Here is a 26,422-nt window from a genome sequence, read left to right on the forward strand (position 1 = left end):
TCCATGCCCTCGCTGCCACCGCGTGCGCCGCTCACGCGCCTGTTCCGCCTGACCTGGCCCGTCTACGCCTACGCCGTGTTCGAGGAGTTCATCCTCCTCTACCCGCTCTACGCCCTGCTGTTCCACGACACGGGCCTGAGCGTGGCCCAGATCAGCTCCCTGTTCGTCATCTGGGCCCTGAGCGGTGTCGTCGTCGCCGTGCCCGCGGGCGCCTGGGCCGACGTGGTCCCGCGCCGCCGCCTGCTGGCCGCGGCGCCCCTTCTCGCCGCCACCGCCTTCGCCCTGTGGCTGCTGCTGCCCTCCTACGGCGCCTTCGCGATCGGTTTCGCCCTGTGGGGCGCGGGCGGCGCGCTGAGCTCGGGAGCCTTCGAGGCCCTGGTCCACGATGAACTCACCCGCCGAGGGGCCGCCGACCGCTACGCGCGCGTGATGGGCACGGCACGTGCCCTGGGCGTGGCGGCGGTGGGCACGGCCACCCTGCTCGCCGTCCCCGTCATGGCCGTGGGCGGCTATGCGGCGATCGGCACCGCCAGTGTCGCCGCGTGCGTGCTGTGCGGCGCGGCCGGACTCGCCCTGCCCGAGCACCGCGCCCCCGACACCCGCGCGGACGCACCGCGCACGGTGGCCGCCCGCTACTCCGCGGTTCTGCGCGAAGGACTCTCCGAAGCGGCGTCGAGCCCTGCCGTGCGCCGCGCGATCGCGCTGGTCGTGGTGATCACCGCGCTGTGGGGCGTGCTGGAGGAGTACGTGCCGCTGCTGGCCGACGAGGCCGGTGTCCCCGCCCGGACCGTCCCCGTGGTCGTCCTCGTGGTGTGGGTGCTCGTCACCCTCGGCGGTCTGCTCGCCGGGGCCGCCGACCGCCTCCCGCCGTCCGGTCTGGCCCTCCTCACGGCCCTGGCCGCCGGGGCGGTGGCGGTCGGCGCCCTGCTCGGCTCCCCGGTGGGCTGGGTCCTGTTGGGCCTGGGATTCGGCGCCTGCCAGATGCTCGCCGTGGTCGCCGACGCCCGCCTGCAGGCGCGCATCACCGGCTCCGCGCGGGCCACGGTCACCTCGCTGGCGGGCCTGGGCACCGATGCCCTGACGGTCGCCGCCTACGCGCTCTACGCCGGTGTGTACGCGCTCGTGGGGCACGCGGTGGCCTTCGCCGTGCTCGCCGTCCCCTACCTCGCGGTCGCGTGGGCCCTGGCCAGTCTCCGAGCTCCGGCCACCGGGCCCGGTCCGCTGCACCAGGACGCGGGAACCGAGTAGGCGCCGCTGCACCGGGACGCGGGGGCCGAGCCAGGATCGGCGGCCCCCGCCTCGGTTGTGGACCCGGACTTTCTGCCCGGCCCTGAGGTTGCTCAAACATGGTGTTGTCTTTCCCACCAGGCCAATGCACGACAAAAAGCCAGGTCATCACGTACGTTTTCACCTATGAACTTTATCGGATCGATACCCAAGACCATGTTTGCTGTGACCTCGGGCGCACTCCTCACCGGAGGAATCCTCCTCACCGGCACGGGCCCCGCCGCCGCGGAGTCCGCGGACCAGGCCGCCGCCGACGCCCTCAACGACGAGCTGAAGTCCGACATGGCCGGCCACCTGACCGACGAGCACGTCTCCAACGCGCGTGAGGTGGTCGAGACGGCCAAGGACCGCGACCTGGACGAGCAGGCCGCCACCATCGCGGTCGCCACCGTGATCGTCGAGACCCACCTGGACAACCTGCCGGGAGGCGACCGCGACAGCGTCGGCCTGTTCCAGCAGCGCGACCACTACGGGTCGCACCAGGACCGGCTCGACCCCGCCTGGGCGGCCGACGCCTTCTACGACGAGATGGAACTGGTCTACCCCGACGGCAGCTGGGCCGACGAGCCGATCGGTGACGTCGCCCAGGGCGTACAGCGCTCGGCCTACCCCGACCGGTACCAGTACCAGGCCGAGGACGCCGAGACGATCGTCGACCGCCTCTGGTAACGGCCCCTCCCAGGGCCGGCCGCGGAACGCGCGAACCCCGCTCACGCACGTTCTCGCGACCACCCCGGCGACGTACCGCGAACGGGGCCGAACCCCGGCCCCGTCGCGGGCGTCTCCTCCTGTAGTCGGGCGCTGCGCGCTCCGACGCACCGCGGCGGGTACGCCACGCCGCGGGCTCCGTGCCCGAGGACGGCGGGTCACGGCGCACGACGGGCCGCAGGTGTCGAGGGACCGCCTGCGGCCCGATCGCCGTGTCGGGCCCCGGTTCGTCGATTCGGGTGGCGCCGAGCCTGTCGCGCCCCTTGCCCGGGTGGCTAGCATCGGATCTTGTGGCATACCAGACGAGGAACACCGCGAACGGTGACGGCCCGCGCACGGCCTCAGTGCGCGGGATCAGCGTCAGTTACACCGACCGTGGAACCGGATACCCCCTCCTGTTCATCCACGGCCACCCCTTCGACCACACCATGTGGGAACCACAGGTCACGGCGCTGGCCGGCCGCGGCTACCGGGTGATCGCCCCGGACCTGCGCGGCTACGGCCGCAGCACGGTCGTGCCGGGCACCACCACCCTGGACACCTTCGCCCGCGACCTGGCCGCCCTGCTGAACCACCTGGACCTGGACGTGGCCGGCGTCGTGGGGCTGTCGATGGGGGGCCAGATCGCCCTGGAGCTGTGCCGGCTCTTCCCCGACCGCGTCGACGCCCTGGTACTGGCGGCCACCAACCCGCACGCCGAGACCGAGAAGGGGCGCCGGGCGCGGGCCGAGACGGCCGAGCGGCTGCGCACCGAGGGCATGGGCGGCTACACCGACGAGATGCTGGTCGGGATGATGACCGCCGCCAACGTGCGCGACCTGCCCGCGGTCGCCGACCACGTGCGCGCCATGATGTACGCCGCACCGCCCGAGGGCGCGGCCGCGGCGCTGCTGGGGCGGGCCCTGCGCCCCGACTACATCCCGCTGCTCAAACGGATCTCCGCGCCCACCCTGCTGGTCGTCGGCCAGGAGGACGAGTTCACCCCGCCCGACTTCACCGAGTCCATGCACGTCCTGGTCCCGGACTCGACCGTGGAGATCATCGAAGGCGCCGGCCACCTGCCCAACCTGGAGCGCCCCGACCGGTTCAACGGGGCCCTGCGCCGCTTCATGGAGGCCGGGCGCCGACGCGCGGCGGGCGGGTGAGGCAAGGCCCCCGCCCGCCCGCGAGGTGAGCGCGCGGCTCAGGAGTCGCCGGGTCCGGCCTCCGCGGCGGGCGAGCCGGCCCGGCCCTCTCCGGCGGCCGCCGGAGAGGGCGCTTCGACGGGATCGTCGGGATCACCGGGGGAGCGCAGCATCCCCTTCTCCGTCCCGGCGACCACGCGCGTCACCGTCAGGTCGCCGGTGACGTTGCACATGGTGCGGCCCATGTCGAGGATGGCGTCGATCCCGGCGACCAGCGCCACCGGCGCCATGGGCAGTCCGACCGCGGTGGTGGCCATGGACAGCATCAGCAGCCCCGCGCCGGGGACCCCGGCCGTGCCGACCGAGGCCAGCACGCCCACGACCACGACCGTGCCCAGCTGCGCGAGCGTGAGTTCGACGCCCGCGACGTTGGCGACGAAGACGGTGGCCGCGCCCACGTAGATGGCGGTGCCGTCCATGTTGATGGTGGCGCCCAGCGGCAGGCTGAACCCGTACACGCCCTCACGGACCCCCAGGCGCTCGGCCGCCCGCGAGGTCACCGGCAGCGTCCCGCTGCTGGAGCGGGTGACGAAGGCGGTCAGCATCGGGTCCTTGGCCGCGGCGAAGAACCGGCCCACACCCGCGCCGAACAGCAGGAGCAGGAGCACGTACACGGCGATCTGCAACAGGATCGCCAGGTAGACCGCGCCGGTGAGCTCCAGCAGCGGACGGACCGCGTCCAGGCCGGTCTCGGCCAGGACCAGTGCGATCAGCGCGAACACGCCCACGGGCGCGTACTCCAGGACGCCGCGGATGACCTTGAAGACCAGTTCCACCGCGCCGTCGACCCCGCGCCGCAGGAACAGGCCCAGGTTCTGGGTGCGCTCGTCGGCGCTGCTGAGCATGAACGTCAGGGCCAGGCCGAAGATGACCGCGCCGAACATCACCGCGAGCACGTTGCCCTCGACCAGGGCCTGGAAGGGATTGGAGGGGACGATGCCGAGGAGGGTCTCACTGATGGCCGGGACCTCGACCTCCTCCTCGGGCTCGCCCGGCATGCGCAGGCCGGTGCCGGGCGAGATCGCCAGCGCCAGCAGCAGACCGACCGTGATCGCGAACGCGGAGGTGACCAGGTAGAGGCCGAACACCTTGACGCCGATCCGACCCAGCCTCTGGGGCGAGATGGCCGCCACACCCGCGATCAGCGTGGTGACGATGAGCGGGAGCACCAGCATCTGGAGCAGCCGCAGGAACAGCTGGCCCAGGACGTCCAGCACCGGCAGGGCCCAGGTCCCGGCACCCGACAGGTCGATGGTCAGGCCGACGACGACGCCCAGGACCAGGGCGACGGCCAGTTTCCAGATGAGGGGGATGTCGAGATAGCGCCGCCAGAGCGAACGCGGTGGGGCAGTGGAGTCCATGGACCTCGTCGTCCTTCGTCCTCGGGGGAGTGATGAATGGTCGGTTTATACCGAATCACCGGCCGTTGACACGTCACGATCGTGTTGCTGTCCGTGATCGTCGTCGCGAGCGCCCGCGTCCGCGCCGCGCGGGCCGCGTCCGCGTGCTCGGCCGCGGCCCGGACGGGGCCGCCCGCGCCCGACGCCCTCGCGGCCCTACACCCGCTCGACCGGCAGCCAGAGCTCGGCCTCGGCGCCCGAGAGGCCGGCGCCGTACGCCACGCGCAGGATCGAGGGTCCCTCGGCCATGCGGTAGGCCGGGTGGGCGGGGAACCACTGGGCGAACGCGTCCGCCCACAGCCGCTGCAGGGACTCCGGGAAGGTCTCCGGCCCCTCCTCGGAGGGAAAGACCGCCCACGTCCCCGCGGCCACCTCCAGCCCTTCCATCCCCTCGGGCACGTCCGCGGAGGTCGCGGCGGCCTGGTAGTAGTCCAGTTCGGTGCCCTCGCGCCGCTGGGCGTCGATGTCGTCGGTCACCGACACGACCCCGCGCGGCTCCTGGTCGGACAGCCGCCCGATCTCCTGGGCGGTGGCGGGGTCGATCCCCCGGACGAAGGCGGTGATGGCCGCGTTCTCCCCCTCATGCACCAGCGGCACGCGGGCCCGGACTCCGACGAGCCGGAACGCCTCCTTCTCGACGATGCGGTAGCGCACGGCGCCGCTCCCCTCGATGGTCAGACGAAACGTCATCCTCGGTTGGGAGGTGAGGACCGCGCCGGTCCGGCGCGCCTCGCCCGGGCCGACCCCGTGCATGGCGCGAAAGGCCCGGGCGAAGGCCTCGGTGGACCCGTAGCCGTAGCGCACCGCGATGTCGAGCAGGCCGTCGTCGCCGTCCACCACCTCCGTGCCCGCCAGCGTCAGCCGCCTGCGTCGCACGTACTCCGACAGCGGCATCCCGGCGAGCGCGGAGAACATCCGGCGGAAGTGGTACTCCGAGGTCAGCGCGGCCCGCGCCACCGCGGCCACGTCCACCGGCGCCCCGAGGTCCTCCTCGATCATCTCCAGAGCCCGGTTCAACCGGTCCAGCATGGCCCCTCCTCGCTTCACCGCCACCGATACCAGGAGCGTGCCCCACCCACGCCCGACACGGCCCGACCGGCTCCGATCGGCCACCGCGCGTCACGTTCGAACGCCCAGGGTGACTCCGGCTCCGGATTCAGGGCAAGTCCAAGACATTCTTGGGCAAGGAGCGTGTCTGACGCGACGTGGCGTGGGTACCGGAGGCACCATCAGGCCCAGGATGGCCCTCAGGCCGACCCCGAAAAGGAGGTGGCGGGGCGGGGGAGACGCGCCCCGCGGATCATGGACCTTGGTTTTCTGCGACCTCTGTACGAGAGCGACAGCCTGGTCGCCTCGGTGCACCTGGACACCAGCCGCGACACCACCGACGCCGACAGGGCGATCGAGCTGCGGTGGCGGCACATGCGGGAGGAGCTCGCGGAACTGGGCACCGACGAGGCGACGCTCGACGCCCTGGCGGAGGCCGTGGTCGAACGCACCTCACGCGCGTTCGGCAGTCACGGACAGGCCCTGTTCGCGTCCGAGGGACAACTCCTCGACGCGCACACCCTGGCCGTCCCTCCCCAGCGCGACAGCGCGACCTGGATGCCCGTACCGGACGTCCTCCCCCTGGTGGTCGACCGTGACCGCCGGGTCCCCTACGTCCTGGTGGCTCTGGACCGGGTGCACGCGAAGGTGTTCGGGTACCCCGCGTACCCCACGCACGGCGCCGTGTCCGAGGACGAGATCACCGGCGAGGACGCGCGCGGTCTGGACGTGGAGACGCGCAGCGGTCCGGGCAACCGCAGCGGATACAACGGTCGATTCGCCAACAAGTACGTCCAACAGGAGCTGTGGCGCGAGAACACCGCCGCCGTGGCCGAACGCGTCAGGGAGGCGGCCGCCGAGGTCGACGCCGAGGTGATCCTCGTCGGCGGCGACGACGAGGCCATCTCCTACCTGCGCGACAACCTCGGTGAGCGCCGGCTGAGCATCCCCCTGCGGCACATCTCCGGCGGCCGCGGCGGCACCGACGCCCAGGAGCGGCTGCACGAGACGGCCGAGCAGGCCCTGCGCGAGTTCGTGGCGGACAAGCACGACGCGTTCCGGGCCGAGTACGAGGAGAAGCTCGCCCACGACCAAGCCGTGAAGGGCACCTACGAGACGCTGCCGATGCTGTCGGAGAAGCGCGTGCAGACGCTCTTCCTGGGCGCCGACCGGCGCCAGGAGCCCCACCTGTGGGGTTCCAAGGACGAGCCGTCCATGGTGACGTCGAACCCGTCCAAGCTGGGCAGCCCGGACGCGGTGTTCAAGGCCCCGGCCAGCGCGGTGATGCTGCGCTCGGCGGTGATGGGCGATGCCTCCTTCAGCGAGATGCTCGACCACGGTGAGCCCACGGGGGAGAACGGAGCCACCCTGCGCTTCCCGAAGTAGCGGCCGACGCCGCCCCGGTGGCCCGCCCCAGGGCGGGCCACCGCGCCCGGCGGGGCCACCGCGCCCGGCGGGCCCCGCCGGGCCCCGCCATGGGCGGAGCGGGCGGACGGGGAAGTCAGGAGGCGGCGGTCATCCCCAGGAGCGCGAGCAGCTCCGGTTCGGTGACGAAGTCGATGCGCTGGCCCCGCTCCCGGTAGGTCTGGGCCTGGCGGTGCTTGGCGGTCCTGCCGCCGCCGGCGGTACCGCCGACCACGAGCACGTCGGTCTTCTTCGTGACGTTCTTGGCCGGATGCCCGCCCGCCTCGGCCACGCGCCGCCACGCCTCTGGCTTGTCCATCGACTCCAGGTCCCCCGACACGCACACCGTGCGCCCGTACAGCGGGCCGGACGGATCGGCGTCGGGCGAGGCCTGGGGCAGCGGCGTGCGCGAGACCCGCTGCCAGTGCGAGAAGCGGTCCTCGCCCGCGGACTCGGCGACGGGCACGGACACGGGCATCGGTGCGGGCGCGAGCTGGCGCACACCCTCCAGCCGGCGCAGCCGCGCGCCCGAGGCCTGGGCCAACTCGGGCAGGGACGCGGTCCCGTGCCGGCGCATGGCGGCGATCATGATGTGCGCGGCGGCCTCGGCGTCGGCGTCGGCGCGGTGGTGCCGGGTGATCGTGTGCCCGACGTGGGCGCTCACGGTCGGCAGCCGGTGGTCGGGCAGCTCCTCCCAGGTACGGCGGGACACGGCCAGCGTGCAGGCGTAGTCCCAGGCCGGATGGGACAGCCCGCTGATCCGGCAGGCCTGGCCGAGCACGCCCATGTCGAAGGCGGCGTTGTGCGCCACCAGGGGACCGCCGTCGCTGAACTCGACGATGCGCTCCAGCACCTCGCCCCAGCCGGGGGCGTCGGCGACGTCGGACGCGGTGATGCCGTGGACGGCGGTGTTGTGCCGGGAGAAGAAGTCGACCGGACCCGGTGGCCGGATCAGCGTGGTGAGGCGGTCCACGACCACACCGCCGCGAACGCGGACCAGTCCGACCGCGCAGGCGCTCCCGCGGTCCTGGTTGGCCGTCTCGAAGTCGATCGCGGTCCAGGCGTCGCCCACCGCCCACCTCCTGATGCTCGGAACCGCATCGACAGTACCGCCGCGCGGCCCCCGCCGTGACCGGTTTCGGCCACCCGCCCGGCGACGCCGCTAGTCTCGTGGCCGGGACATCCGCGGCGGGCGGCCCGTGGGAAGGGGTGAGGGGCGATGCGTGAGGCGGCCGGCGTGCGCGAGCACACACCCACGGCGCTGCTGCCCGCCGCCCGAGGGGCGCGCGCACTCGTCGGACACGTGCTGGGCGGTCTCACCACGGCGGTGACGCCGGTGTGGGCGTGCGCGTGCGCCCTCGTCCTGTTGGCGGCCCTTCCCTGGCCCCGGGCACGGCGCCGGACCCGCGCCCTGGCGCGGCGGTGGACCGTGGCGCTGTCCGACCTCGACGCCGCCAGGCGGTCCCGCTGGTACGACTCCACCGTCATCCCGGGTCCGGACCCGGCGCCGCGCGCCGCCCACCTGCTGGCCCGGTGGCCGCTCGGCGCCGCCGGTCTCCTGCTGCTCCTGGTCGACGCCATGCTGACGGCGCTCTTCCTCGGCGGCACGGCGGTGGAGGCGGTGTTCGGTACCGCGTCGGACGTGCCGGTGACCCTGCCCGGCGTGCACATGTCCACGACCACCATGGCCCTGGGCCTGTTCTTCGGCGCGGTCCTGCTGGGACTGCTGTGGGCGCTCTCGGCCGGACTCGCGGCCGCGGAGTGCGCCCTGGCCCGGCGCCTGCTGGGTCCCACCTCAGAGGACCTGCTGCACCGCCGGATCGACGAGCTCACCCGGACCCGGTCGGGGATCGTGCGGGCCGTGGACGAGGAGCGGCGCCGGATCGAACGGGACCTGCACGACGGCGTCCAGCAGCGCGTGGTGGCGCTGGCGATGCTGCTGGGCCGGGCCCAGCGGGGGCGCGACCCCGAACGCGCCGCCGACCTGGTCCGGCAGGCCCACGCCGAGTCCCGCCTGCTGGTCGACGAGCTGCGGGAGGTGGCCTGGCGGGTCTACCCTGCGGCCCTGGACACCCTGGGCCTGCGGGCCGCGCTGACCGAGGCGGCCGACCGCACGCCCCTGCGCACCTCCGTGCGCTACGAACTGGCGCAGGAGCCTCCCCAGGAGACGGCCACCGCGGTCTACTTCGCCGCGCGCGAGGCGATCACCAACGCCGTCAAGCACGCCGAGGCCGCAGAGGTGTTCGTGGACGTGCGCCGGACCGCGGCGGGGGTGGAACTGGTGGTCCACGACGACGGCCGCGGCGGGGCCGACCCCGACGGCGGCGGCCTGACCGGACTGGCCCGGCGCGTGCGCGCCCTGGACGGCGCCCTGAGCCTGGACAGCCCCGAGGGCGGACCGACCACGGTGCGCGTGTTCCTGCCCGTGCCCACGACGACGTGAACCGACCGAGCGAAGAGGAACCCATGCGACTGGTGATCGCCGACGACTCCGTCCTGCTGCGCGAGGGGCTGACGCGGCTCCTGGAAGAGGAGGGGCACACGGTCCAGGCCGCCGTCGGCGACGCCACCGCCCTGCTGGCCGCGGTCGGCGAGCACCGGCCCGACGCGGCCGTGGTGGACGTGCGCATGCCGCCGACCCACACCGACGAGGGCCTGCGCGCCGCCCTGCGCATCCGCGCCGAGCATCCCGGCGTGGCCGTGCTGGTGCTGTCGCAGTACGTGGAGCAGCGCTATGCGGCCGAGCTGCTCACCGACGCCTCCGAGGGGGTGGGCTACCTGCTCAAGGACCGGGTGGCCGAGGTCGGGGAGTTCCTGGACGCGCTGGAGCGGGTGGCCTCGGGCGGGGCGGCCTTCGACCCCGAGGTCGTCCGGCGGCTGCTGGCGCGCACCACCCGCGCCGACCCGGTGGCCCGGCTGACCCAGCGCGAGCGCCAGGTCCTGGAGCAGATGGCCCAGGGGCTGAACAACACCGCGATCGCCGAGCGCCTGTTCGTGTCGCTGAGCGCGGTCGAAAAGCACGTCAACGCCATCTTCGACAAGCTCGACCTGGGCCGCGCCGACGGCTACAGCCGGCGCGTGATGGCGGTCCTGCGCTACCTGGGCTCCTCGGCCGCCCCGGGGGCCGCGAGCCCGGGCTCGTAGGCGGCCGGTCAGTCGACGCGGACCGTGCCGCCCACGGTCAGCGCCGGCCCCGGGGGCAGGTCGTCCAGCCGGGCCACCTCGTGCAGGTGGTGGACTCCGGCGTCCAGGTCCTCGGCGAGTGCGGCCGCCCACGCGGTGATGCGCGCGGTGGCCCGTGACTGACCGCGCCCCCGGGCCCAGCGGCGGGAGGTCCCGCACTGGGCGAGGACGACCCAGGCGTCGCTGCCCAGGAAGTGGAAGCCGGTCGGTACGCGGGCGGCACCGGGCACGTGCGTGAGCAGGGCCAGTCCCGCGGTGAGCGTGCGCGAGTCGAGTCCGAGGCGCGTGCGCACCGGTCGGCCGAGGTCGCGGGTCAGAGCGTGCTGGTCGCTGAAATCGGCCCGGTACAGGCGGCGCCGCCCCGTTCCCGGGAGGTCGAAGACCCGCCCTTGGGTGAGGTTGCGGACCGGCGCGCCCGTGTCGGGGTCGGGGAAGGAGCGCCCGAGCAGCCCCAGGGACCAGGCGGTGGCGGCCGCGCCGTGCTCCTCCCCGGCGCCCAGGACCACGGCGAGGTCGATCGGGTCCCCACCGGGGGCGTCGGCGTGCACGGCCGCGGCCAGGAGGTTGGTCAGCCCCGGGGCCAGCCCGACACTGAGCAGGACCGGTGCGCGCGGCCGCAGTTCCTCCACCGCCCGCACGTAGTCCGTGGTGGCGGTGGCGTCGACGAAGGCGGCCCCCTGGTCGGCCGCCGCCCGGACCAGGGCCGGATCCTCGGCCCCGGAGGCGTTGACGACCACGTCCACGCCGTCGAGGGCGTCGATGTAGCCGCGCAGGCCCGGCTCGGCCACGTCGCAGGGGCGGTCGGCGCGGTGCGGGTCGCGTCCGGCCGTCGAAGCGGTGTGGCCCCGCTCGCGCAGTGCCGCCGTGGTCAGGGCGCCCACCGCGCCGTAGCCGCCCAGGACGAGTGCGTGCATAGCGCCTCCAAAGTATTTGTAGTGTGACTACAATAAAGTATCCACAGCGACACTTCTCACCCCGGAGGCCCCACGGATGAACGCCCCCGCCACCGACGGCCGGGCCGCCCGGTCCCGCGCCACCCGCGCCCGGGTGGCCGCCGCCGCGACCCGCCTGTTCACCGCGCACGGCTACACCGCAACGAGCATCCAGGCCGTGGCCAGGGAAGCGGGGGTGGCGACGCAGACGGTGTACTACGCCTTCGGCAACAAGCCGGCCGTCCTGAAAGAGGCACTGGACCAGGCCGTGGCCGGGGACGCTGCGCCGGTGGCCACGCTCGACCGGCCCTGGGTGCGCGCGGCGCTGGCCGCCCCCGACGCGCGGGAGCAGGTCCGGCTGCAGGTGGAGGGCAGCGGGAAGGTCATGGAGCGGGTGGCGCCACTGGCCGAGGTGGTGCGCGGAGCGGCCGGCTCCGATCCGGAGCTCGCGGAGCTGTGGCGGACCAACATCGAACAGCGGCGCACGGTCCAGACCGTCTTCGCCCGGGCGCTGGCCGAGCGCGGCGCGCTGCGCCGGGGCCTGGAGGTGTCCGAGGCCGCCGACACAGCGCTGGCGCTGCTCAGCCCGGAGGTGTTCACCCTGCTCACGGTGCACAGCGGCCGGACCGTGGAGCAGTGGTCGGCCTGGGCCCGCGACGCCGTGCTGCGCCAGCTCACCCACCTGGCCGACGCCCCGGCCGACCGGTGACCGGCGCCTGAAGAGCCGGGCTTTCCCCGCGCCGCGTGAGGCGGTACTCCTGTCGGTCATGGACGACAGCAGACAGATCACCTGGGACGGGTTCGTCAACACCCGCGACCTCGGCGGGCTGCCCACCCGCCACGGCACCCTCACCCGGCCCGGGGCCTTCTTCCGCTCCGCCGACCCGCGCTTCGTGACCGCGAAGGGCTGGCGGGCCGCCCGCGCGGCGGGCGTGCGCACGGTCGTCGACCTGCGCAACCCCGACGAGATCCGACCGGCCACGGCCGACGGCCCGACGCACCCGGCGGGCGCCGCACCGTTCCCAGCGGCCCCGTCCGCGGCGCCCCTCCCGCCGGACCTCGCACGCGTGGAGCGGCGGGGGTCGCCCGCCGCGACCTCGACGGGCTGCGGGCGCGGCTCGTGGACCGAGCCGCGCCCGTGGACTGAGCCGCGCGGCGGACCTCAGGCGGGAGAGGTCTCCCGCAGGAAGGCGCGTACGGCGGAGCCGACCTCGCCGGGCCGCTCGACGGGCGACCAGTGCCCCGCCCCCTCGACGACCACCAGCCGCGCGCGGGGCATCCGCTCGGCGGCCTCGCGCGCGAACCGCAACGGGACGATGTCGTCCTGGGCGCCGTGCACGACCAGCGCGGGGCAGGTGATCCGGCCCAGCCGGGGCCGCAGGTCGGTGCGCATGGCCCGCGGTCCGATCTCGTGGCGCTGCCAGTCGCTGTAGGCGTGCCGTTCCCGTTTGGCCCGCAGTTCGGCGTGGGCGGCGGCGGCGAGGTCGTCGAGGTCGGCCACGGGCCCCTGGAAGGTGCGGTCGCGCAGGCCCCGGCGCACCAGCGCGGGCGTGAGGGCCAGGGCCGTCAGCCGGGACAGGGGCGCCTTGACCAGGACGTAGGCCAGCCCGTGCGCGGCCACCCGGTCCTGGATGCCGCCGCTGTCGATCATCACCAACCGGTCGACCCGTGCGGGGTGGGCCAGGGCGAAGCCGGTGGCGACCGCGCCTCCCATGGACAGGCCGACCAGGGTGGCCGACTCCAGCCCCCAGTGGTCCAGCAGCCGCTCCAGCACGCTCACCTGTCCCGCCTGGTCGGCGCGCGCGGCCCAGGGCCAGCTGCCGCCGTGCTTGGGCAGGTCGGGCAGGAACACGCGGTGGTCGCGGGCCAGGTCCGGGCCCAGGTGCCGCCAGCTCAACAGACCGTGGTCCATGCCGCCGCCGTGCAGCAGCACCACGGGGGAGCCCCGCTCACCCATGGTGTGGAAGGCGATGTGCCCTTCGTCGAGGTCGACCCCGCCCGGGACCGCCTCCACGCTCACGTGGTCTCCTCCCGTCCGTGCTCCCAGCGCTCCAGGAGCGCGGGCAGCTCCTGTTCGAGGAAGGCGTACAGGTCCCTGACGTTGGCCAGGCGCCGGAGCCGCTCGGAGGGCTCCCCCTCCAATGTGCGCAGGCCCCGTTCGGCGATCTGGCGAAAGCGCGCGGTCTCGGCGTAGCGGCGGGCGAGCATCCGGCTCCACCCGTCGGCGGCGATGCGGAAGTACTCCTGGCGTTCGCCGCGCTTGCGCACGCCCTCGACCAGCCCGCTGGGGGTGAGCATGCGGGTGGCGGTGCCGATGGAGCTCCGGCTGACCTGGAGGACGGCGGCCAGGCGTGCGGCGCTCTGCTCGGGCGGGTCGCTGATGAGCAGCCAGCCGACGACGCGTCCGGCGATCAGCGGCAGGCCCTCGCGTTCGAAGAACACCGCGACCTCGTCGACGAAGGACAGTTCCTCTTCGGTGGGTTCGTTCACACGCCTCACATTACAGCCACTGCAGTCATTACTGCAATGAGAAGAAATTCGCGCCCCTAGCGCCTTCCACCGGTCGGCCGTAGCCGGACACGCCTGCGATGTGTAAGTTTGGGCCGCTTGTGGTAAAAGTTAGGCGTGCCGAACATTAGAGATGGAGCTCCTTCAAAACCGTGGTGGGCCGCTCTCGCCGCCACGGCCGCGCTCACCCTCACCAGCACCGCCTGCTCCGCCGCCGCCTCTGAGCAGGGCGACGACGACGGCCGCCCCACGGTCCTGACCACGTTCACCGTGATCGCCGACATGGCCGAGAACGTCGCCGGCGACCGCGTCGAGGTCGCCTCCCTCACCCGGCCCGGCGCCGAGATCCACGGCTACGAACCCACCCCCGACGACCTCGTCCGCGGCCAGGACGCCGACCTCGTCCTGGAGAACGGCCTGGGCCTGGAGGCCTGGTTCGAGCAGTTCACCGACCGCGTGAACGCCCCCACCGCACTGCTGAGCGAGGGCATCGACACCATCCCCATCGCCTCGGGCGAGTACGAGGGCGAACCCAACCCCCACGCGTGGATGTCCCCCGACAACGCCCTGGTCTACGTCGACAACATCCGCGACGCCCTCACCGAGCTCGACCCCGAGGGCCGCGACCACTACGCCGCCAACGCCGAGGCCTACAAGGACGAGATCAGTGAGGTCGGCGACCACCTGGAGACCGAACTGGCCGCGGTCCCCGAGTCCGGCCGCGCCCTGATCACCTGCGAGGGCGCCTTCTCCTACCTGGCGCGCGACGCCGGACTCACCGAGCGCTACCTGTGGCCGGTCAACGCCGAGACCGAGGCCACACCCCAGCAGATCGCCGCGGTGACCGAGTTCGTCCGCGACAACGACGTGCCCGCCCTGTTCTGCGAGAACACCGTCAACGACGGCACCCAGCAGGCCGTGGCCCGCGAGACCGGCGCCGCCATGGGCGGGACCCTCTACGTCGACTCCCTGTCCGGGGCCGACGGCCCCGTCCCCACCTACCTCGACCTGCTCCGCCACGACGCCGAGACGATCATCGCCGGACTGACCGACCGCACAGGAGGCTGAGATGAGCGCGGCCATCGACGTCACCGACGCCACCGTCCGCTACGGCGAGGTCCTGGCCCTGGACTCCGTCGGCCTGACCGTCGCACCCGGCCGCGTCTGCGGCCTGCTGGGCACCAACGGCTCGGGCAAGTCCACGCTCTTCAAGGCCATCCTCGGCCTGGTCCCCACCGACCGCGGACGGGTACGCATCCTCGGGCACACCGGCGCCGCGGCCCGGCGCCGCGGCCTGGTCGGCTACGTCCCCCAGGCCGAACAGGTCGACTGGGCCTTCCCCGTCCGCGTCCGCGACGTGGTGATGATGGGCCGCTACGGGCACATGGGGCTGCGCCGCCGCGCCCGCCCCGCCGACACCCGCGCCGTCGAGCACGCCCTGGCCCGCACCGACCTCACCGACCTGGCCGACCGCCAGATCGGCGCGCTCTCCGGAGGCCAGCGCAAACGCGCCTTCGTCGCCCGTGCCATCGCCCAGGAGGCGCAGGTGCTGCTCCTGGACGAACCCTTCGCCGGGGTCGACAAGCGCTCGGAGGCCACCATCACCGAACTGCTGCTGCACCTGCGCGACAGCGGGCGCACCCTGCTGGTGTCCACCCACGACCTGGCCCAGGTGCCCGCCCTGTGCGACGAGGCGGTCCTGCTCCAACGCCACGTCATCGCGCGCGGCAGCCCCGAGGAGGTCCTGCGGCCCGAGACCCTCATGGCGGCCTTCGGGATCCGCGCCCAGGAGGAGGGAACGCCGTGGACGGCCTGATCACCGGTGTCGTGGAGTGGTTCACGGTGCCCCTGCAGTTCGAGTTCGTCCAGCGCGCCCTGCTCGTCAGCGTCGTCGCCGGCGTGGTGTGCGCGGTCCTCTCGTGCTGGATGACCCTGGTGGGCTGGTCGCTGATGGGCGACGCCGTCTCCCACGCCGTCCTGCCCGGAGTCGTGCTGTCCTTCCTGTTCGGGCTGCCCTTCGCCGTGGGAGCCCTGGTCTTCGGCGCCGGGTCGGTGGCCCTGATCGGGGTGGTCAACCGCACCTCGCGGGTCAAGGAGGACGCCGTCATCGGAGTCGTCTTCACCACGATGTTCGCCCTGGGGCTGGTCCTGGTCTCCCGGGTCCCCAGCCAGACCGATCTGGGCCACATCCTGTTCGGCAACGTCCTGGGGGTCTCCGACGCCGACATCTGGCAGGTGCTGATCCTGGCCGCCGTCGTCCTGGCCGTCGTGTGGTTCAAGCACCGGGACCTGACCCTGTACGCCTTCGACCCCGTCCACGCGCACGCCATGGGCATCAACCCGCGCCTGCTGGAGACACTGCTGCTGGGCCTGCTGTCGGTGACCGTGGTCGTGGCCCTGCAGGCGGTGGGCATCATCCTGGTGGTGGCCATGGTCATCATCCCCGGCGCCACCGCCTACCTGCTCACCGACCGGTTCGAGCGGATGCTGGCCATCGCCGCCGTCGTGGCCGCCCTGGCGGCCGTGGCGGGCGTGTACGCCAGCTTCCACCTCAACGTGTCCACGGGCGGATCGATCGTGCTCGCCCAGGCGTGCGCGTTCACCCTGGCCTACCTGTTCTCGCCCCGCCAGGGCGTGCTCCGGCGCCGCCGCCGGACCCGCCCCCCGCGCACGCGGACCGCCACGGCGCGCTAGGAGGCCCGGCTCTCGCTACGGGCCGGGACCAGCCTGTCGCACCCCCGGCTTTTTGCGGTTTCCGCAAAGAACTCTGACGCCAGGGTGCGCTGGGCGGCAGATCGGCGGCGCGGGCGGGCACCCGCCACACCCACGACACCGTCCTGCGCGCTGTGCGGCTGCGGTAGGCCGCGGGACCGGAGAGCGCATTGGGCCGGATCCCGTGCCACACCGTCGCGCATGACCGAGCACCGCGGCGGCGGGGTCCTGGTCAACGGGGGAAGCCGGGGTCGGCGGGCCACGCTTCGGGCGCCCGGCCCGACGGCTCCTCCCACTCCTCCTGGCGGCCCAGCGCGGTGATGTCGAGCAGCCGGTAGGCCTGCATCATCACCTCCACACCGCGACCGTAGGCGGAGTAGGTGTGGAAGACCGCGTCGCCCTCGCGCAGGAACGCGCTCACGCCCGGTTGCTCGCCGACGTAGTCGGCCAGCCACTCCTGTCCGGCCTCGACCCATGCGGCGGCGTCCCGGAAGTTGTACACGGTGGGCGTGACCGCCGGGTCCAGTGAGACGTGGAAGTCGTAGTTGAAGTCGCTGCCGTGGGACGAGTACCAGGGGAAGGTCCAGCCGCGCTCACGCCGGTAGGCGGCCAGCTTGGGGTAGGGCGCGCGGGACACGGCGGCGAACGCCGTGTCCCGGGAGGCCAGGTGGGCGAGGGCGCCCTCGCTGAGGTCGTCGGACATCGCGGTGCAGCTCGGGCAGCCCTGGTCCCAGGACGGGTCGAACATGAAGTGCTGCAGCACGAGCTGGCGGCGCCCCTCGAACAGGTCCACCAGGGCGACCTCGCCGTCCGGTCCGGTGAACCGGTAGTCCTTGTCCACCCGCACCATCGGCAGGCGCCGCCGCTCCGCGTTGAGCCGGTCCTGGGCGCGAGTCAGCTCCTTCTCCCTGACCAGCAGCTCCCGGCGGGCGTCCAACCACTCGTCTCGGGTGACGGCCTCCGGTCGCTTCATGACGTCCTCCACAGTTTCGCGCACCTGGGACCTGTGTGATGCACACCATGTTAGAGCTGCGACGTCATCACACCGGCGAGGAGCAAGGTTGCCGTGTCGGGTCGGGCACAGGCGGACGCCCAGTTCACGGAGATCGGTCCGCTGCCGCGCCGGACGGGCCGGTAGCCGCTTCCGGGACCCGGTCGGTCCCCAGGATCCGGGCCGTGAAGCCCGCCAGCCGCGCCCGCATCTGTTCCCGGGGGAGCCGTTCGTGGCCCGCCAGGTACTCGACGAGGTCGGCGCGCACGGCGGCCAGCAGCGCGTGGGCGGTGAACCCGCTGTCATCCAGGCCGGGGACCTGGTCCAGCAGGCCCTGGAGCAGGGCGTGCCACCGCTCGTAGTGCTCCGCCTGGTAGGGGACGGCGCTGTCCTCCAGGGCCAGTGCGAGATGGCGGTTGTCGAGCTTGAAGCACAGCAGGGCGTCCAGCAGGGCGGGGATCCGCTGGAGCGGTTCCGCCGCGGGCCCCAGCGGGGGAGGGCCCTCCTCGACGGCCTGGCGCACCGGCTCCTGGCGCGCCTGGAAGAGCGCGCGGATCAGCCCCGTGCGGTCGCCGAAGGCCCGAAAGAGCGTTCCCTTGCCGACTCCGGCGGCGGCGGCGACGTCGGCCATGGTGACGTCCTCGGTGCTCGCGCGGTCGGTGAAGAGGGTGTCGGCGGCGGCGAGGACGGCCGCGCGGTTACGGGCCGCGTCCTTGCGGGACCTGGGTTCGGGCACGCGACTCCTCCGGTTGCAAAACGGACCCCGGGTCCGTATCGTTCAAGTGGACCTGAGGTCCGGATTCTACTGGACGGAGCACCATCCATGCCCACCCACACCCCACCGGCGGACCTGTTCCGCCAGGGCCTGGGGCTACTGCTCGACAAGGACACCACCGGCTGGATCGGCCTGTGGGCCGAGGACGGCGTCATGGAGTTCCCCTTCGCGCCACCGGGCTGGCCCGGGCGCCTGGAGGGCAGGGCGGCCATCGCCGACTACATGCGCCCCTACACCGACCACATCGACCTGCACGACTTCCCCGACCTCACGATCCACCAGAGCACCGACCCCGCGACGGTCGTGGCCGAGATGCGCGGCGTGGGCCGCCTGGTACGCACCGGCGCCCCCTTCGACACGGCCTACATCGCCGTCGTCACCGCGCGGGAGGGGCGCCTCACCTCGTACCGCGACTACTGGAACCCGCTCGTCGTACACGAACCCGGCGCCGACTTCGCAGGGAGCATCCGATGACCGACACCCCCGCCACCCTGGTCATCGGCGCCACCGGGACCACCGGATCGCGCACCGCGGCGCGCCTGGCCGCCGCCGGCCACCGCGTCAGGGCCGCGAGCCGCCGGGCCCGACCGGTCCCGCACGCGCAGCCGGTCCGCTTCGACTGGTACGACCCCTCCACCCACGCCGCCGCGTTGGACGGCGTGGACCGCCTCTACCTCGTTCCGCCACCGGGCGAGACCGACCCCGCCGCGGTCATGCTGCCCTTCCTGCGTCGCGCCCGCGCCGCCGGGGTGGGCCGCGCGGTCCTGCTCAGCTCCTCGGCCCTGCCCGAGGGCGGCCCGGGTGCGGGCCGGGTGCACAGCGCCCTACCCGACCTGTTCGACGCGTGGGCGGTGCTGCGGCCCTCCTGGTTCATGCAGAACTTCACCGGCTCGCACGCCCACGCCGCGAGCATCCGCGAGCACGGCACCCTGTGGACCGCGGCCGGCGACGGCCGGGTCGGCTTCGTGGACGCCGACGACATCGCCGCCGTCGCCGTGCGCGCCCTGACCGACGACCGCGCCCCCGACACCGACCTGGTCCTGACCGGCCCGGAGGCGCTGAGCTACGACGACGTCGCCGCGATCATGACCGAGACCACCGGCCGGCCCGTGGTCCACACCCGGGTGAGCCCCGAGTCCATGCGCGAGCGCCTGGCAGCCGAGATCCCGCCGGAGTTCGCGGCGCTGCTGGCCGGGATGGACCTGGCCATCGCCGCGGGGGCCGAGGACCGCACCACCGACACGGTCCTGCGCCTGACCGGCCGCCCGCCGACGGACCTGCGCACCGTGGCCGCCCGGGAGGCGGGCACAGGCGCCGCGGTGGCCGCCTCCTGACACGCGTGGGGGCCGCCGACCATCGAACGGTCGGCGGCCCCCACGCGCAAGATCACAGCAGCATCGCGAGCTGGCGCGCCTGGGCCACCAGCGTGCCCTGGGAGTCCCAGATCTCCATGTCCTCCTCGTGCAGGCCGCCGGAGACGTGCTTGGTGTAGACCCGGCAGGCCAGCCACCCGGGAGCGGGCCGGGCGCGCACGTGCACGGTCAGCTCGACCGTGATCGTGCTGAACTCGCCGATCTCCAGGACGGCGGGAATGGCGAAGTCCACCATGGCCGCCAGGGAACCGGTGTCGGCCTGGCGGCCGTCGGCGAACCGCATCCAGAACTCGTGGTGGGGCCGGCCGTCCTTGTGGCCGTCCAGCCACCGGGGCCGCTCGGGGAAGCGGTACTCCACCCGGTGCGCGATGCTCACGCCCTCGGGGCGGTCGAACTCGGGCAGGAGGGGGCAGTCCTCGGGCGCGGGCATCCGCGGCGGCCCCTCCAGGTTCAACACCCGGGCGCCGGGATCGGGCGAGAGGTCGCCGTAGGTGGCGGTGACGCGCACGATCTCCTTGCCGCCCTGCTCCAGGACGGTCTCGCCAGTGGCCGTGCGCCGGCCCTCGCGGATCGTCCGGGTGCGGATGTCGGCGGGCCCGGGGGCGGCCGGGCGCAGGAAGAAAGCGGAGGCGACCAGGGGGTCGGGCTGGCTCAGGGTCTGGCCCAGGGCGTTGAGCGCGGTGCCCAGCACGTAGCCGCCGTTGGGGTGGGTGGTGAAGGTGGTCCAGCCGTCGGTGAGTGCGGCTGTGAACTCGCCGTCGTCGCGCTTGTCGACGCGGGTGTCCCGGTCGTACTCGAACTCGGCGGCGGATGGGTCAAGGCTCATGCCCTCATGTTACTCGCCAGTAGATCGGGGCGGTGCACCGCGTCCTCCGCCGCTTGACCCTCACGCCACGTCAGGCTCTAGCGTCGTACACACGTCACCACCAGCGGGGGAGACCCTTGGGACACACCGTCGGCGAGGTCGCGCGGATGAGCGGGCAGACCGTGCGCACACTGCACCACTACGACCAGATCGGGCTGCTCGTACCCGCCGGGCGCACCGCGTCGGGATACCGCCGCTACAGCGACGACGACGTGGAACGGCTCCGGCAGATCCTCACCTACCGCGAACTCGGCTTCGGCCTGGACGGCATCGCCGAGATCCTCGACGACCCCGGGGCCGACACCCGCGCCCACCTGGTCCGCCAGCACGAGCTGGTGACCGAACGCATCGAACGGCTGCGCGCGATCGCACGCGGCCTCGAACAACTGATGGAGGCCGACACCATGGAACTGGACCTGACAGCCGCCGAACGGCTCGAACTCTTCGGCGACTTCGACGTGGACGCCCACGCCGAGGAGGCCCGCCGGCGCTGGGGCGGCGGCGAGGCCTTCGCCCAGTCCCAGCGCCGCGTGGGCTCCTACACCAAGGCCGACTGGGAAAGGCACAACGCCGAGGCCGCCGAGATCTACCGCGATCTGGCCCGGATCCTGGCCGAGGGGGCGCCCGCCGACGGCGAGGCCGCCATGGGCCTGGCCGAGCGGCACCGCGAGCACATCACCCGCTGGTTCTACGACTGCACCACCGACATCCACCGCGGCCTCGGGGAGCTCTACGTGGCCGACGAACGGTTCACCGCCACCATCGACGCTCACGGCGAAGGCCTGAGCGCCTACCTGCGCGACGCCTTCGCCGCCAACGCCGACCACCAGGAGGCGCGAAGGGCGAGCGAGGACCGCTGACCGGGGCGGCGGGGCGGCGGGGCGAAGACCCGCCGATCCCGCGTGCGGTTCTCAATCCCGCACGGTACTGAGATCCGCACATGGCCTTATGAGGCCAGAACTCCAGTTCAGGGGCTCGCGAGTGAACCGCCGCGTGGCCGGTCGTCGAAAGGGACGATGACACACTCCTTCGAACGGACGGGAACCCTCCCATGCGTGTGGTCACGACCTTGCTCGCCAGTGCCGGCTCCGCCATGGTGGCCAGTGCCGCCACGGCCGCGATCCTGTTGCCCATGAACGCGTTCGCGGACGACACCGACCAGTCCACCGACGACTACGGGCAGTGCTCCGGCCCCTACAGCAGGACCATCGGCCTGGAGGAGGCCGGACCCTACCTCGAGGCCGAGGGAACCGTTCCGGCCGACGGGCCGCTCGACGGCTACGACATCGGCTACGTGCCCGACATCGTGGACGGCTCGCCCTACGACACCGCGTGGGAGGAGGACGGCGAGGACTGGCCCGCCTCCGTCTCGCGCTCGTGGCTGCCCGACGAGGTCGAGTTGGAGACGTGGCTGGACGGGGACGGCGAGGTGGAGGAGCAGTACGCCTACGGCGACGGCCCGCTCACCGTCACCGTGGAGCGCTCCCAGGACTACACCGACGCGGACGCCTACATCGAGCAGTACTACGAGGTGACCGTCGAGGAGTACTTCGAGGGCGAGGATGTCCGCGAACTCGACGCCGGCGAGGGCTACTACACCGGCCTGGAGGCCGTGTGGGTCCCCGAGCCGGGCGTGGTCGTCACGGTCGGCTTCTGGCCCGAGAGCGGGCAGGAGTGGGAAGAGGAGGGCTGGGAGGAGGAGACCTTCGACGAGGGCGACCCGGACGAGGTCCTGCGCATCGTCGAGGGCATCACTCCCTCCTGAGGCCGGCCGCGGCGCGGGGGGCACTCCCCCCGCGCCGCGGCCAGGGGAGTGCCGTTCCGCGTGCCTGCGGGTGAGCGCGAGCCCGGCCCGTGGCAGAACGACACGCCCTGGGCCGTGTTCTTCTGCGGGCTTTCGGGTGAGCTCGCGGTCGTCAGGTCGTCTCTCGCAAGCCGATGTGCGAAGTTCAGCCTGGTGGTGCTGCACGAGCGCAGAGGCGCCGCGAGAGGCGGTCCTGGCGGCCGCGAGCCCGGAATGCCGCAAAGAACACGGCCTAGTAGTCGCGCCAGGCCGGGGCGGCGTCCCGGGCGTAGTCGGCGAAGTCCCTGGGCGCGCGCCCGGTCACGCGCAGCACGTCCTGGCCGGGTTCGGCGTCACCCTTGACCCGCAGCGCCGCGAACGCCTCCACGGCGCCCCGCGCCTCCTCCTCGGGCAGGCCCGCGGCGACCTGCTCGCGGACGAACTCCTCCGGGTCGCCCTGGAAGAGCACCGGGTACCCGGCCGCGTCGCCGATCATCCGGGCGGCCTCCTCGAAGGTCAGCGCCCGCGGCCCCGTCACCTCGTACACGCGCCCCGCGTGCCCGCCGCCGGTCAGCGCCGCGGCCGCCACCGCCGCGATGTCGCCCGCGTCCACGAACGCCTGGCGCACCCCGCCCACCGGCAGGGTGATCCGACCGGCGCGCACGGACTCACGGAAGAAGCCCTCGTCGAAGTTCTGGTCGAACCAGTCGCAGCGCAGCACGGTCCAGTCCGCGCCGCTCCCGCGCACCGTGGCCTCGGCCGCCAGGAGGCGCTCGTCGCCCATCTCCTCGATCGCCAGGCTCGACAGCAGCACCAGGCGCCGCACACCCTGGTCCACGGCCAGTGCCACGAACGCCGGGTCCACCGGCACCCCGTCCGGCGCCATCAGGTACACCGCGCCCGCCCCGTCGAGCGCGCCCTCCCACGTGGACGGATCGGACCAGTCGAACGGCACCCGGCCGCGCCGTGCGGCCGCCCGCACGGGATGGCCCTGCGAGCCCAGGAGCTCGGCCACCCGTCGCCCGGTGGTTCCGGTGGAGCCCAGCACGAGAATCGGTTGTTCGCTCATGCGCCCACCCAAACATCCGGCGGCGACGATCGCGACGACCCTGGAGAGGTCTGTGGACGTCCGGCCCGCGTGGCGGGGCCCGATCCCGGGCACGCCAGGGACAGTGCCGTGGACGCCCGGTGTGTCCACGCAGCCCTTCGAGAGGAAGACCGCCCGTGCGCTGGACCGTCCACGCGGAGACCTCGCTCTACACCGACCCCTGGATCGACCTGCGGGTCGCCGAGGTCGAACTGCCCGGTGGGCGGCGCATCGCCCACCGCCTGCTGCGCCGCCCGCCCGGAGCGGGGGCCGTGGTGTGCGACGACCGGGACCGGGTGCTGCTGCTGTGGCGGCACCGGTTCGTCCCCGACACCTGGGGCTATGAGATCCCCATGGGCGGGATCACGCCGGGGGAGAGCGCGGTGGAGGCCGCCGCCCGCGAGACCGAGGAGGAGACCGGCTGGCGGCCGGGCCCGCTGCGCCCGCTCCTGTACACCCAGCCCTCCAGCGGCCTCACCGACAGCGAGCACCACGTCTTCCTCGCCGACTCCGCCGAACACGTGGGCGCCCCCACCGACCACTGGGAGTCCGAGCGGATCACCTGGCTGCCGCTGGCACGGGTCCCGGACCTGGTCAGGGAGCGCACGCTGGTCAGCGGCACCTCGATGAACGCGCTGCTGTACCTGTACGCCACGCGGCCGCGCCCCTGAGGCCCCGGCCGAGGCCGCGGCCTCAGCCGATGAGCATGCCGGCGATCGCGGCGCTCATGAGGTTGGCCAGGGTCCCGGCCAGGATCGCCCGCAGGCCCAGCTCGGCGATCTCCCCCCGGCGACCCGGGACCAGGCTGCCGAGCCCGCCCAGCAGGATCGCCAGGGAGGAGAAGTTGGCGAAGCCGGTCAGGGCGAACGTCGTGATCGCCGCGGTCTTGGGGCTGAAGTCCCCGGCCTGCGGGCCGAAGTCGACGAAGGCCACGAACTCGTTCAGCACCAGCTTCTGGCCCAGGAAACCGCCCGCGGCGACCGCCTCGTCCCACGGCACGCCGATCAGGGCCATCACCGGCGCGAAGACGTAGCCGATCACCTGCTGGAACGTCAGGTCCGGGGCGCCGAAGAGCCCGCCGACCGAACCCAGCAGCAGGTTGAGCAGGGCGATCAGCGAGATGAACGCCAGCAGCATGCCGCCGATGGTGGCCGCCAGCCGCAGACCGTCGGCCGCGCCCCGCGCGGCGGCGTCGATGACGTTGCGCGGCCGGTCCTCCTCGGCGTCGGCCTCCGTGTCCTGCGCCTCGCCGGTGCCACCGGCGGGCACGCCGACGCTGCCGACCGTGTCGCCGGTGCCGCCGTCCCCGGCCCGGACACCGCCGGCGTTCGCGGCCCCGGCCGCCGGGGCGGGTGTGCCCACGGCGTCCGCCGCGGACACCGAGACGGCGCCCATCACGGGCTCGTCGGTCTCGGGGATGATGATCTTGGCCATCAGCAGCCCCGCGGGGGCGGCCATGAAGCTCGCGGCGATCAGGTAGTCCAGCCGCGCGCCCAGCAGCGCGTAGCCCAGGAGCACGGTCCCGGCCACGGTGGAGACCCCGCCGACCATCACCGCGAACAGCTCCGACCGGGTCATCCGCGCCAGGTAGGGCCGGATGAACAGCGGTGCCTCGGTCTGCCCGACGAACATGTTCGCCGCCGCGTTCATCGACTCGGCCCGGGTCGTGCCGAGCACCCACTGCAGCGAGCCGCCGATGACGTTCACCACCCGCTGCATGATGCCCAGGTGGAAGAGCACGGCGACCAGGGACGCCATGAAGATGACCACCGGCAGCACCTGGAGCGCGAAGACCATCCCCTCACCCTGGACCAGGTCCCCGAAGAGGAAGGCGATGCCCTCGTCCGAGGAGGCGATGACGGTGCCGACCGCCTGCGAGGCCCATCCGAGCAGACGCTGGCCCGGCTCCCAGTAGAGCACCAGCACGCCCATGCCCAGCTGGATCGCCAGTGCGCCGCCGACGGTGCGCAGCTTGATCGCGCGCCGGTTCGTCGACACCGCGACCGCGATGCCGATCAGGACGGCCATACCGCCCAGTCCCCACAGAATGTCCATGGCTCTCTCTCGCTCCTTGTACTGCCGGCCGCGTCAGACGCTGGGGCGCCGCAGCAGGGTCTCGGTGAAGTGGGCGCTGAAGTCGCGCGGACCGGTGGCCAGTGCCACCCGGCCGGTGTGCTGGGTACGAGCGAGGACGTGCGGCGGGTAGGCGTAGCCCTCGGCCTTGTCCTGGGGCAGGTACACGGTCTGTCCCCGGCCCAGGTCGCCGTCGCACTGGACGATGACCGTGCCGGTCTCGGTGGCGACGAAGGACTCGTCGGCCGCGACGCCGACCGCCAGCGGGTCGTGCAGCGGGCAGGAGCCGTCCCCGTGGTTGGTCTTGTAGGCCCGCAGGTAGGTGCGCATGAACCGGGCGGTCATCTCCTGCCCCGGGCCCGCGGCGTCCAGACGGACCAGGTCCTCGTGGGTGAAGCGCCATCCGTGGGTGGCGTCCAGCCCGACCATCGTGTAGGGGATGCCGCTGGAGACCACGAGGTCGGCCGCGTCCGGGTCGGCCCAGACGTTGAACTCGGCGAGCGGGGTGCAGTTGCCCGGCACCTGGGCGGCCCCGCCCATGAAGACCAGCCGGCGCACCCGGTGGGCCAGGCCCGGATCCTGCAGGAGCGCGGTGGCCACGTTGGTGAGCGGCCCGGTGGCGACGACGGTCAGCTCGCCCTCGTACCGGTGGGAGAGCCGGATGAGGGCCGAGGCCGCCGACTCGCTCTGCTCGGGCGCCGTGGAGTCGGGGAGCACCTCCTCGCCCAGGCCGGTCGGCCCGTGGAAGTCGGAGTCGCTCACGACCCGGCCGACGGTGCGGCCGCCGCCGCGGTGGACCGGTACGTCACCGTCGATGCCGAAGGCCCTGGCCAGACCGCGGGCGTTGCGGAAGGCCTGCTCGACCGGGGCGTTGCCGCCCACGGCGGTGTAGGCCTTCAGGTCCCACAGCCCGGTACCGAGCAGGTACTGCAGCGCGACGGCGTCATCCAGGCCGGGGTCGCTGTCGAGGACGATCGGTGCGGGTGCCACGGCACACCTTCCTGTCGGTAAACGTTCTCACACACGTTGCTTGGTGATCTGTCTCATGTCAATTCCACGTCGGCAAAGAACGAGGTGAAGAGACTCTACTTGGCGCGGTGTGACGGTGAT

The 26,422-nt window shown here is 73.2% G+C and carries 27 protein-coding genes and 1 pseudogene; 16 read left to right on the forward strand and 12 right to left on the reverse strand.

Annotated elements, in window-relative coordinates; translation table 11 throughout:
• Window positions 1-3 precede the first annotated feature (3 nt).
• From DFP74_RS22465 to DFP74_RS22475, 3 genes are all read left to right on the forward strand, one after another.
• Window positions 4-1,248: an MFS transporter gene (locus DFP74_RS22465; RefSeq protein WP_121184449.1), complete on the forward strand. Its 1,245-nt coding sequence runs from the start codon at window positions 4-6 to the stop codon at window positions 1,246-1,248.
• A gap of 165 nt (window positions 1,249-1,413) precedes the next feature.
• Window positions 1,414-1,956 carry a hypothetical protein gene (locus DFP74_RS22470; protein WP_233571107.1) on the forward strand — a complete coding sequence of 181 codons (543 nt, stop codon included), beginning with the start codon at window positions 1,414-1,416 and terminating at the stop codon, window positions 1,954-1,956.
• Window positions 1,957-2,285: 329 nt separating this feature from the next.
• Window positions 2,286-3,140, forward strand: coding sequence for an alpha/beta fold hydrolase (locus DFP74_RS22475; protein WP_305037063.1), 855 nt, complete (start codon window positions 2,286-2,288; stop codon window positions 3,138-3,140).
• 38 nt (window positions 3,141-3,178) lie between these two features.
• Here the strand turns inward: DFP74_RS22475 and DFP74_RS22480 are convergent, their stop codons facing one another.
• Together DFP74_RS22480 and DFP74_RS22485 are read right to left on the reverse strand one after the other, a co-directional pair.
• On the reverse strand, window positions 3,179-4,540 hold the full coding sequence (locus DFP74_RS22480) for a dicarboxylate/amino acid:cation symporter (protein ID WP_121184455.1): 1,362 nt from the start codon (window positions 4,538-4,540) through the stop codon (window positions 3,179-3,181).
• A gap of 195 nt (window positions 4,541-4,735) precedes the next feature.
• Window positions 4,736-5,608 (reverse strand): helix-turn-helix domain-containing protein, encoded by an 873-nt coding sequence (locus DFP74_RS22485; RefSeq protein WP_121184457.1) that lies wholly within the window; start codon window positions 5,606-5,608, stop codon window positions 4,736-4,738.
• 273 nt (window positions 5,609-5,881) lie between these two features.
• Here DFP74_RS22485 and DFP74_RS22490 point away from each other — a divergent pair, with 273 nt between their 5' ends.
• On the forward strand, window positions 5,882-7,012 hold the full coding sequence (locus tag DFP74_RS22490) for a hypothetical protein (protein WP_121184459.1): 1,131 nt from the start codon (window positions 5,882-5,884) through the stop codon (window positions 7,010-7,012).
• Between the two features lie 115 nt (window positions 7,013-7,127).
• Here DFP74_RS22490 and DFP74_RS22495 read toward each other — a convergent pair whose 3' ends face one another.
• Complete coding sequence (locus DFP74_RS22495) at window positions 7,128-8,102, reverse strand: exonuclease domain-containing protein (protein WP_121184461.1); 975 nt, start codon at window positions 8,100-8,102, stop codon at window positions 7,128-7,130.
• 147 nt (window positions 8,103-8,249) lie between these two features.
• On the opposite strand from DFP74_RS22495, the gene DFP74_RS22500 reads away from it, so the two are divergent.
• Both DFP74_RS22500 and DFP74_RS22505 read left to right on the forward strand, forming a co-directional pair.
• Window positions 8,250-9,473, forward strand: coding sequence for a sensor histidine kinase (locus DFP74_RS22500; RefSeq protein WP_121184463.1), 1,224 nt, complete (start codon window positions 8,250-8,252; stop codon window positions 9,471-9,473).
• Window positions 9,474-9,496: 23 nt separating this feature from the next.
• Window positions 9,497-10,174, forward strand: a complete 678-nt coding sequence (locus DFP74_RS22505) for a response regulator transcription factor (protein WP_121184465.1) — start codon at window positions 9,497-9,499, stop codon at window positions 10,172-10,174.
• A gap of 8 nt (window positions 10,175-10,182) precedes the next feature.
• Here DFP74_RS22505 and DFP74_RS22510 read toward each other — a convergent pair whose 3' ends face one another.
• Entirely contained in the window at window positions 10,183-11,127 is a 945-nt protein-coding gene (locus DFP74_RS22510; RefSeq protein WP_121184467.1) for a saccharopine dehydrogenase, read from the reverse strand.
• 76 nt (window positions 11,128-11,203) lie between these two features.
• Between DFP74_RS22510 and DFP74_RS22515 the strand changes: the two genes are divergently transcribed.
• Both DFP74_RS22515 and DFP74_RS34620 read left to right on the forward strand, forming a co-directional pair.
• Window positions 11,204-11,854, forward strand: a complete 651-nt coding sequence (locus DFP74_RS22515; protein WP_121184472.1) for a TetR/AcrR family transcriptional regulator — start codon at window positions 11,204-11,206, stop codon at window positions 11,852-11,854.
• 58 nt (window positions 11,855-11,912) lie between these two features.
• A pseudogene (locus DFP74_RS34620) lies at window positions 11,913-12,137 on the forward strand (tyrosine-protein phosphatase); the annotation flags it as partial.
• Between the two features lie 170 nt (window positions 12,138-12,307).
• On the opposite strand, the gene DFP74_RS22525 reads toward DFP74_RS34620, so the two are convergent.
• Together DFP74_RS22525 and DFP74_RS22530 are read right to left on the reverse strand one after the other, a co-directional pair.
• Window positions 12,308-13,165 (reverse strand): alpha/beta fold hydrolase, encoded by an 858-nt coding sequence (locus DFP74_RS22525; RefSeq protein WP_121184474.1) that lies wholly within the window; start codon window positions 13,163-13,165, stop codon window positions 12,308-12,310.
• The gene (locus DFP74_RS22530) at window positions 13,162-13,635 is read right to left on the reverse strand and encodes a GbsR/MarR family transcriptional regulator (RefSeq protein ID WP_121184476.1); all 474 of its coding nucleotides are present in this window, start codon (window positions 13,633-13,635) and stop codon (window positions 13,162-13,164) included. The genes DFP74_RS22525 and DFP74_RS22530 overlap by 4 nt, the downstream gene beginning before the upstream one ends.
• A 135-nt stretch (window positions 13,636-13,770) precedes the next feature.
• On the opposite strand from DFP74_RS22530, the gene DFP74_RS22535 reads away from it, so the two are divergent.
• The 3 genes from DFP74_RS22535 to DFP74_RS22545 are packed head-to-tail and all read left to right on the forward strand — an operon-like array spanning window position 13,771 to window position 16,347.
• Window positions 13,771-14,721 (forward strand): metal ABC transporter substrate-binding protein, encoded by a 951-nt coding sequence (locus DFP74_RS22535; protein WP_121184478.1) that lies wholly within the window; start codon window positions 13,771-13,773, stop codon window positions 14,719-14,721.
• 1 nt (window position 14,722) lies between these two features.
• On the forward strand, window positions 14,723-15,469 hold the full coding sequence (locus DFP74_RS22540; RefSeq protein WP_121184481.1) for a metal ABC transporter ATP-binding protein: 747 nt from the start codon (window positions 14,723-14,725) through the stop codon (window positions 15,467-15,469).
• Window positions 15,457-16,347, forward strand: coding sequence for a metal ABC transporter permease (locus DFP74_RS22545; protein WP_121184483.1), 891 nt, complete (start codon window positions 15,457-15,459; stop codon window positions 16,345-16,347). The genes DFP74_RS22540 and DFP74_RS22545 overlap by 13 nt, the downstream gene beginning before the upstream one ends.
• Before the next feature lie 250 nt (window positions 16,348-16,597).
• Here the strand turns inward: DFP74_RS22545 and DFP74_RS22550 are convergent, their stop codons facing one another.
• Entirely contained in the window at window positions 16,598-17,338 is a 741-nt protein-coding gene (locus DFP74_RS22550) for a DUF899 domain-containing protein (RefSeq protein ID WP_121188445.1), read from the reverse strand.
• Between the two features lie 124 nt (window positions 17,339-17,462).
• Window positions 17,463-18,092, reverse strand: a complete 630-nt coding sequence (locus tag DFP74_RS22555; RefSeq protein WP_121184485.1) for a TetR/AcrR family transcriptional regulator — start codon at window positions 18,090-18,092, stop codon at window positions 17,463-17,465.
• An 87-nt stretch (window positions 18,093-18,179) separates the two neighbouring features.
• Between DFP74_RS22555 and DFP74_RS22560 the strand changes: the two genes are divergently transcribed.
• Together DFP74_RS22560 and DFP74_RS22565 are read left to right on the forward strand one after the other, a co-directional pair.
• Window positions 18,180-18,605 carry a nuclear transport factor 2 family protein gene (locus DFP74_RS22560; RefSeq protein WP_121184487.1) on the forward strand — a complete coding sequence of 142 codons (426 nt, stop codon included), beginning with the start codon at window positions 18,180-18,182 and terminating at the stop codon, window positions 18,603-18,605.
• A complete protein-coding gene (locus DFP74_RS22565; RefSeq protein WP_121184489.1) occupies window positions 18,602-19,465 on the forward strand; it encodes an NmrA family NAD(P)-binding protein in 864 nt (287 codons plus the stop codon). Before DFP74_RS22560 ends, DFP74_RS22565 begins: the two co-directional genes overlap by 4 nt.
• Window positions 19,466-19,517: 52 nt before the next feature.
• Here the strand turns inward: DFP74_RS22565 and DFP74_RS22570 are convergent, their stop codons facing one another.
• Window positions 19,518-20,330 carry a thioesterase family protein gene (locus tag DFP74_RS22570; protein ID WP_121184491.1) on the reverse strand — a complete coding sequence of 271 codons (813 nt, stop codon included), beginning with the start codon at window positions 20,328-20,330 and terminating at the stop codon, window positions 19,518-19,520.
• 116 nt (window positions 20,331-20,446) lie between these two features.
• On the opposite strand from DFP74_RS22570, the gene DFP74_RS22575 reads away from it, so the two are divergent.
• Both DFP74_RS22575 and DFP74_RS22580 read left to right on the forward strand, forming a co-directional pair.
• A complete protein-coding gene (locus DFP74_RS22575) occupies window positions 20,447-21,229 on the forward strand; it encodes a MerR family transcriptional regulator (protein WP_121184493.1) in 783 nt (260 codons plus the stop codon).
• A 191-nt stretch (window positions 21,230-21,420) separates the two neighbouring features.
• Window positions 21,421-22,134, forward strand: a complete 714-nt coding sequence (locus DFP74_RS22580) for a hypothetical protein (RefSeq protein ID WP_121184495.1) — start codon at window positions 21,421-21,423, stop codon at window positions 22,132-22,134.
• Window positions 22,135-22,405: 271 nt separating this feature from the next.
• On the opposite strand, the gene DFP74_RS22585 is transcribed toward DFP74_RS22580, so the two are convergent.
• Window positions 22,406-23,221, reverse strand: a complete 816-nt coding sequence (locus DFP74_RS22585; RefSeq protein WP_121184497.1) for an NAD(P)H-binding protein — start codon at window positions 23,219-23,221, stop codon at window positions 22,406-22,408.
• Between the two features lie 155 nt (window positions 23,222-23,376).
• Between DFP74_RS22585 and DFP74_RS22590 the strand changes: the two genes are divergently transcribed.
• Window positions 23,377-23,910 carry an NUDIX domain-containing protein gene (locus DFP74_RS22590; RefSeq protein WP_121184499.1) on the forward strand — a complete coding sequence of 178 codons (534 nt, stop codon included), beginning with the start codon at window positions 23,377-23,379 and terminating at the stop codon, window positions 23,908-23,910.
• Window positions 23,911-23,932: 22 nt separating this feature from the next.
• Here the strand turns inward: DFP74_RS22590 and DFP74_RS22595 are convergent, their stop codons facing one another.
• Window positions 23,933-25,294: a NupC/NupG family nucleoside CNT transporter gene (locus tag DFP74_RS22595; protein ID WP_121184501.1), complete on the reverse strand. Its 1,362-nt coding sequence runs from the start codon at window positions 25,292-25,294 to the stop codon at window positions 23,933-23,935.
• 33 nt (window positions 25,295-25,327) lie between these two features.
• Window positions 25,328-26,302 carry a nucleoside hydrolase gene (locus DFP74_RS22600; RefSeq protein ID WP_121184503.1) on the reverse strand — a complete coding sequence of 325 codons (975 nt, stop codon included), beginning with the start codon at window positions 26,300-26,302 and terminating at the stop codon, window positions 25,328-25,330.
• Window positions 26,303-26,422 lie beyond the last annotated feature (120 nt).

It is taken from the genome of Nocardiopsis sp. Huas11 (assembly GCF_003634495.1).
GTDB lineage: Bacteria > Actinomycetota > Actinomycetes > Streptosporangiales > Streptosporangiaceae > Nocardiopsis.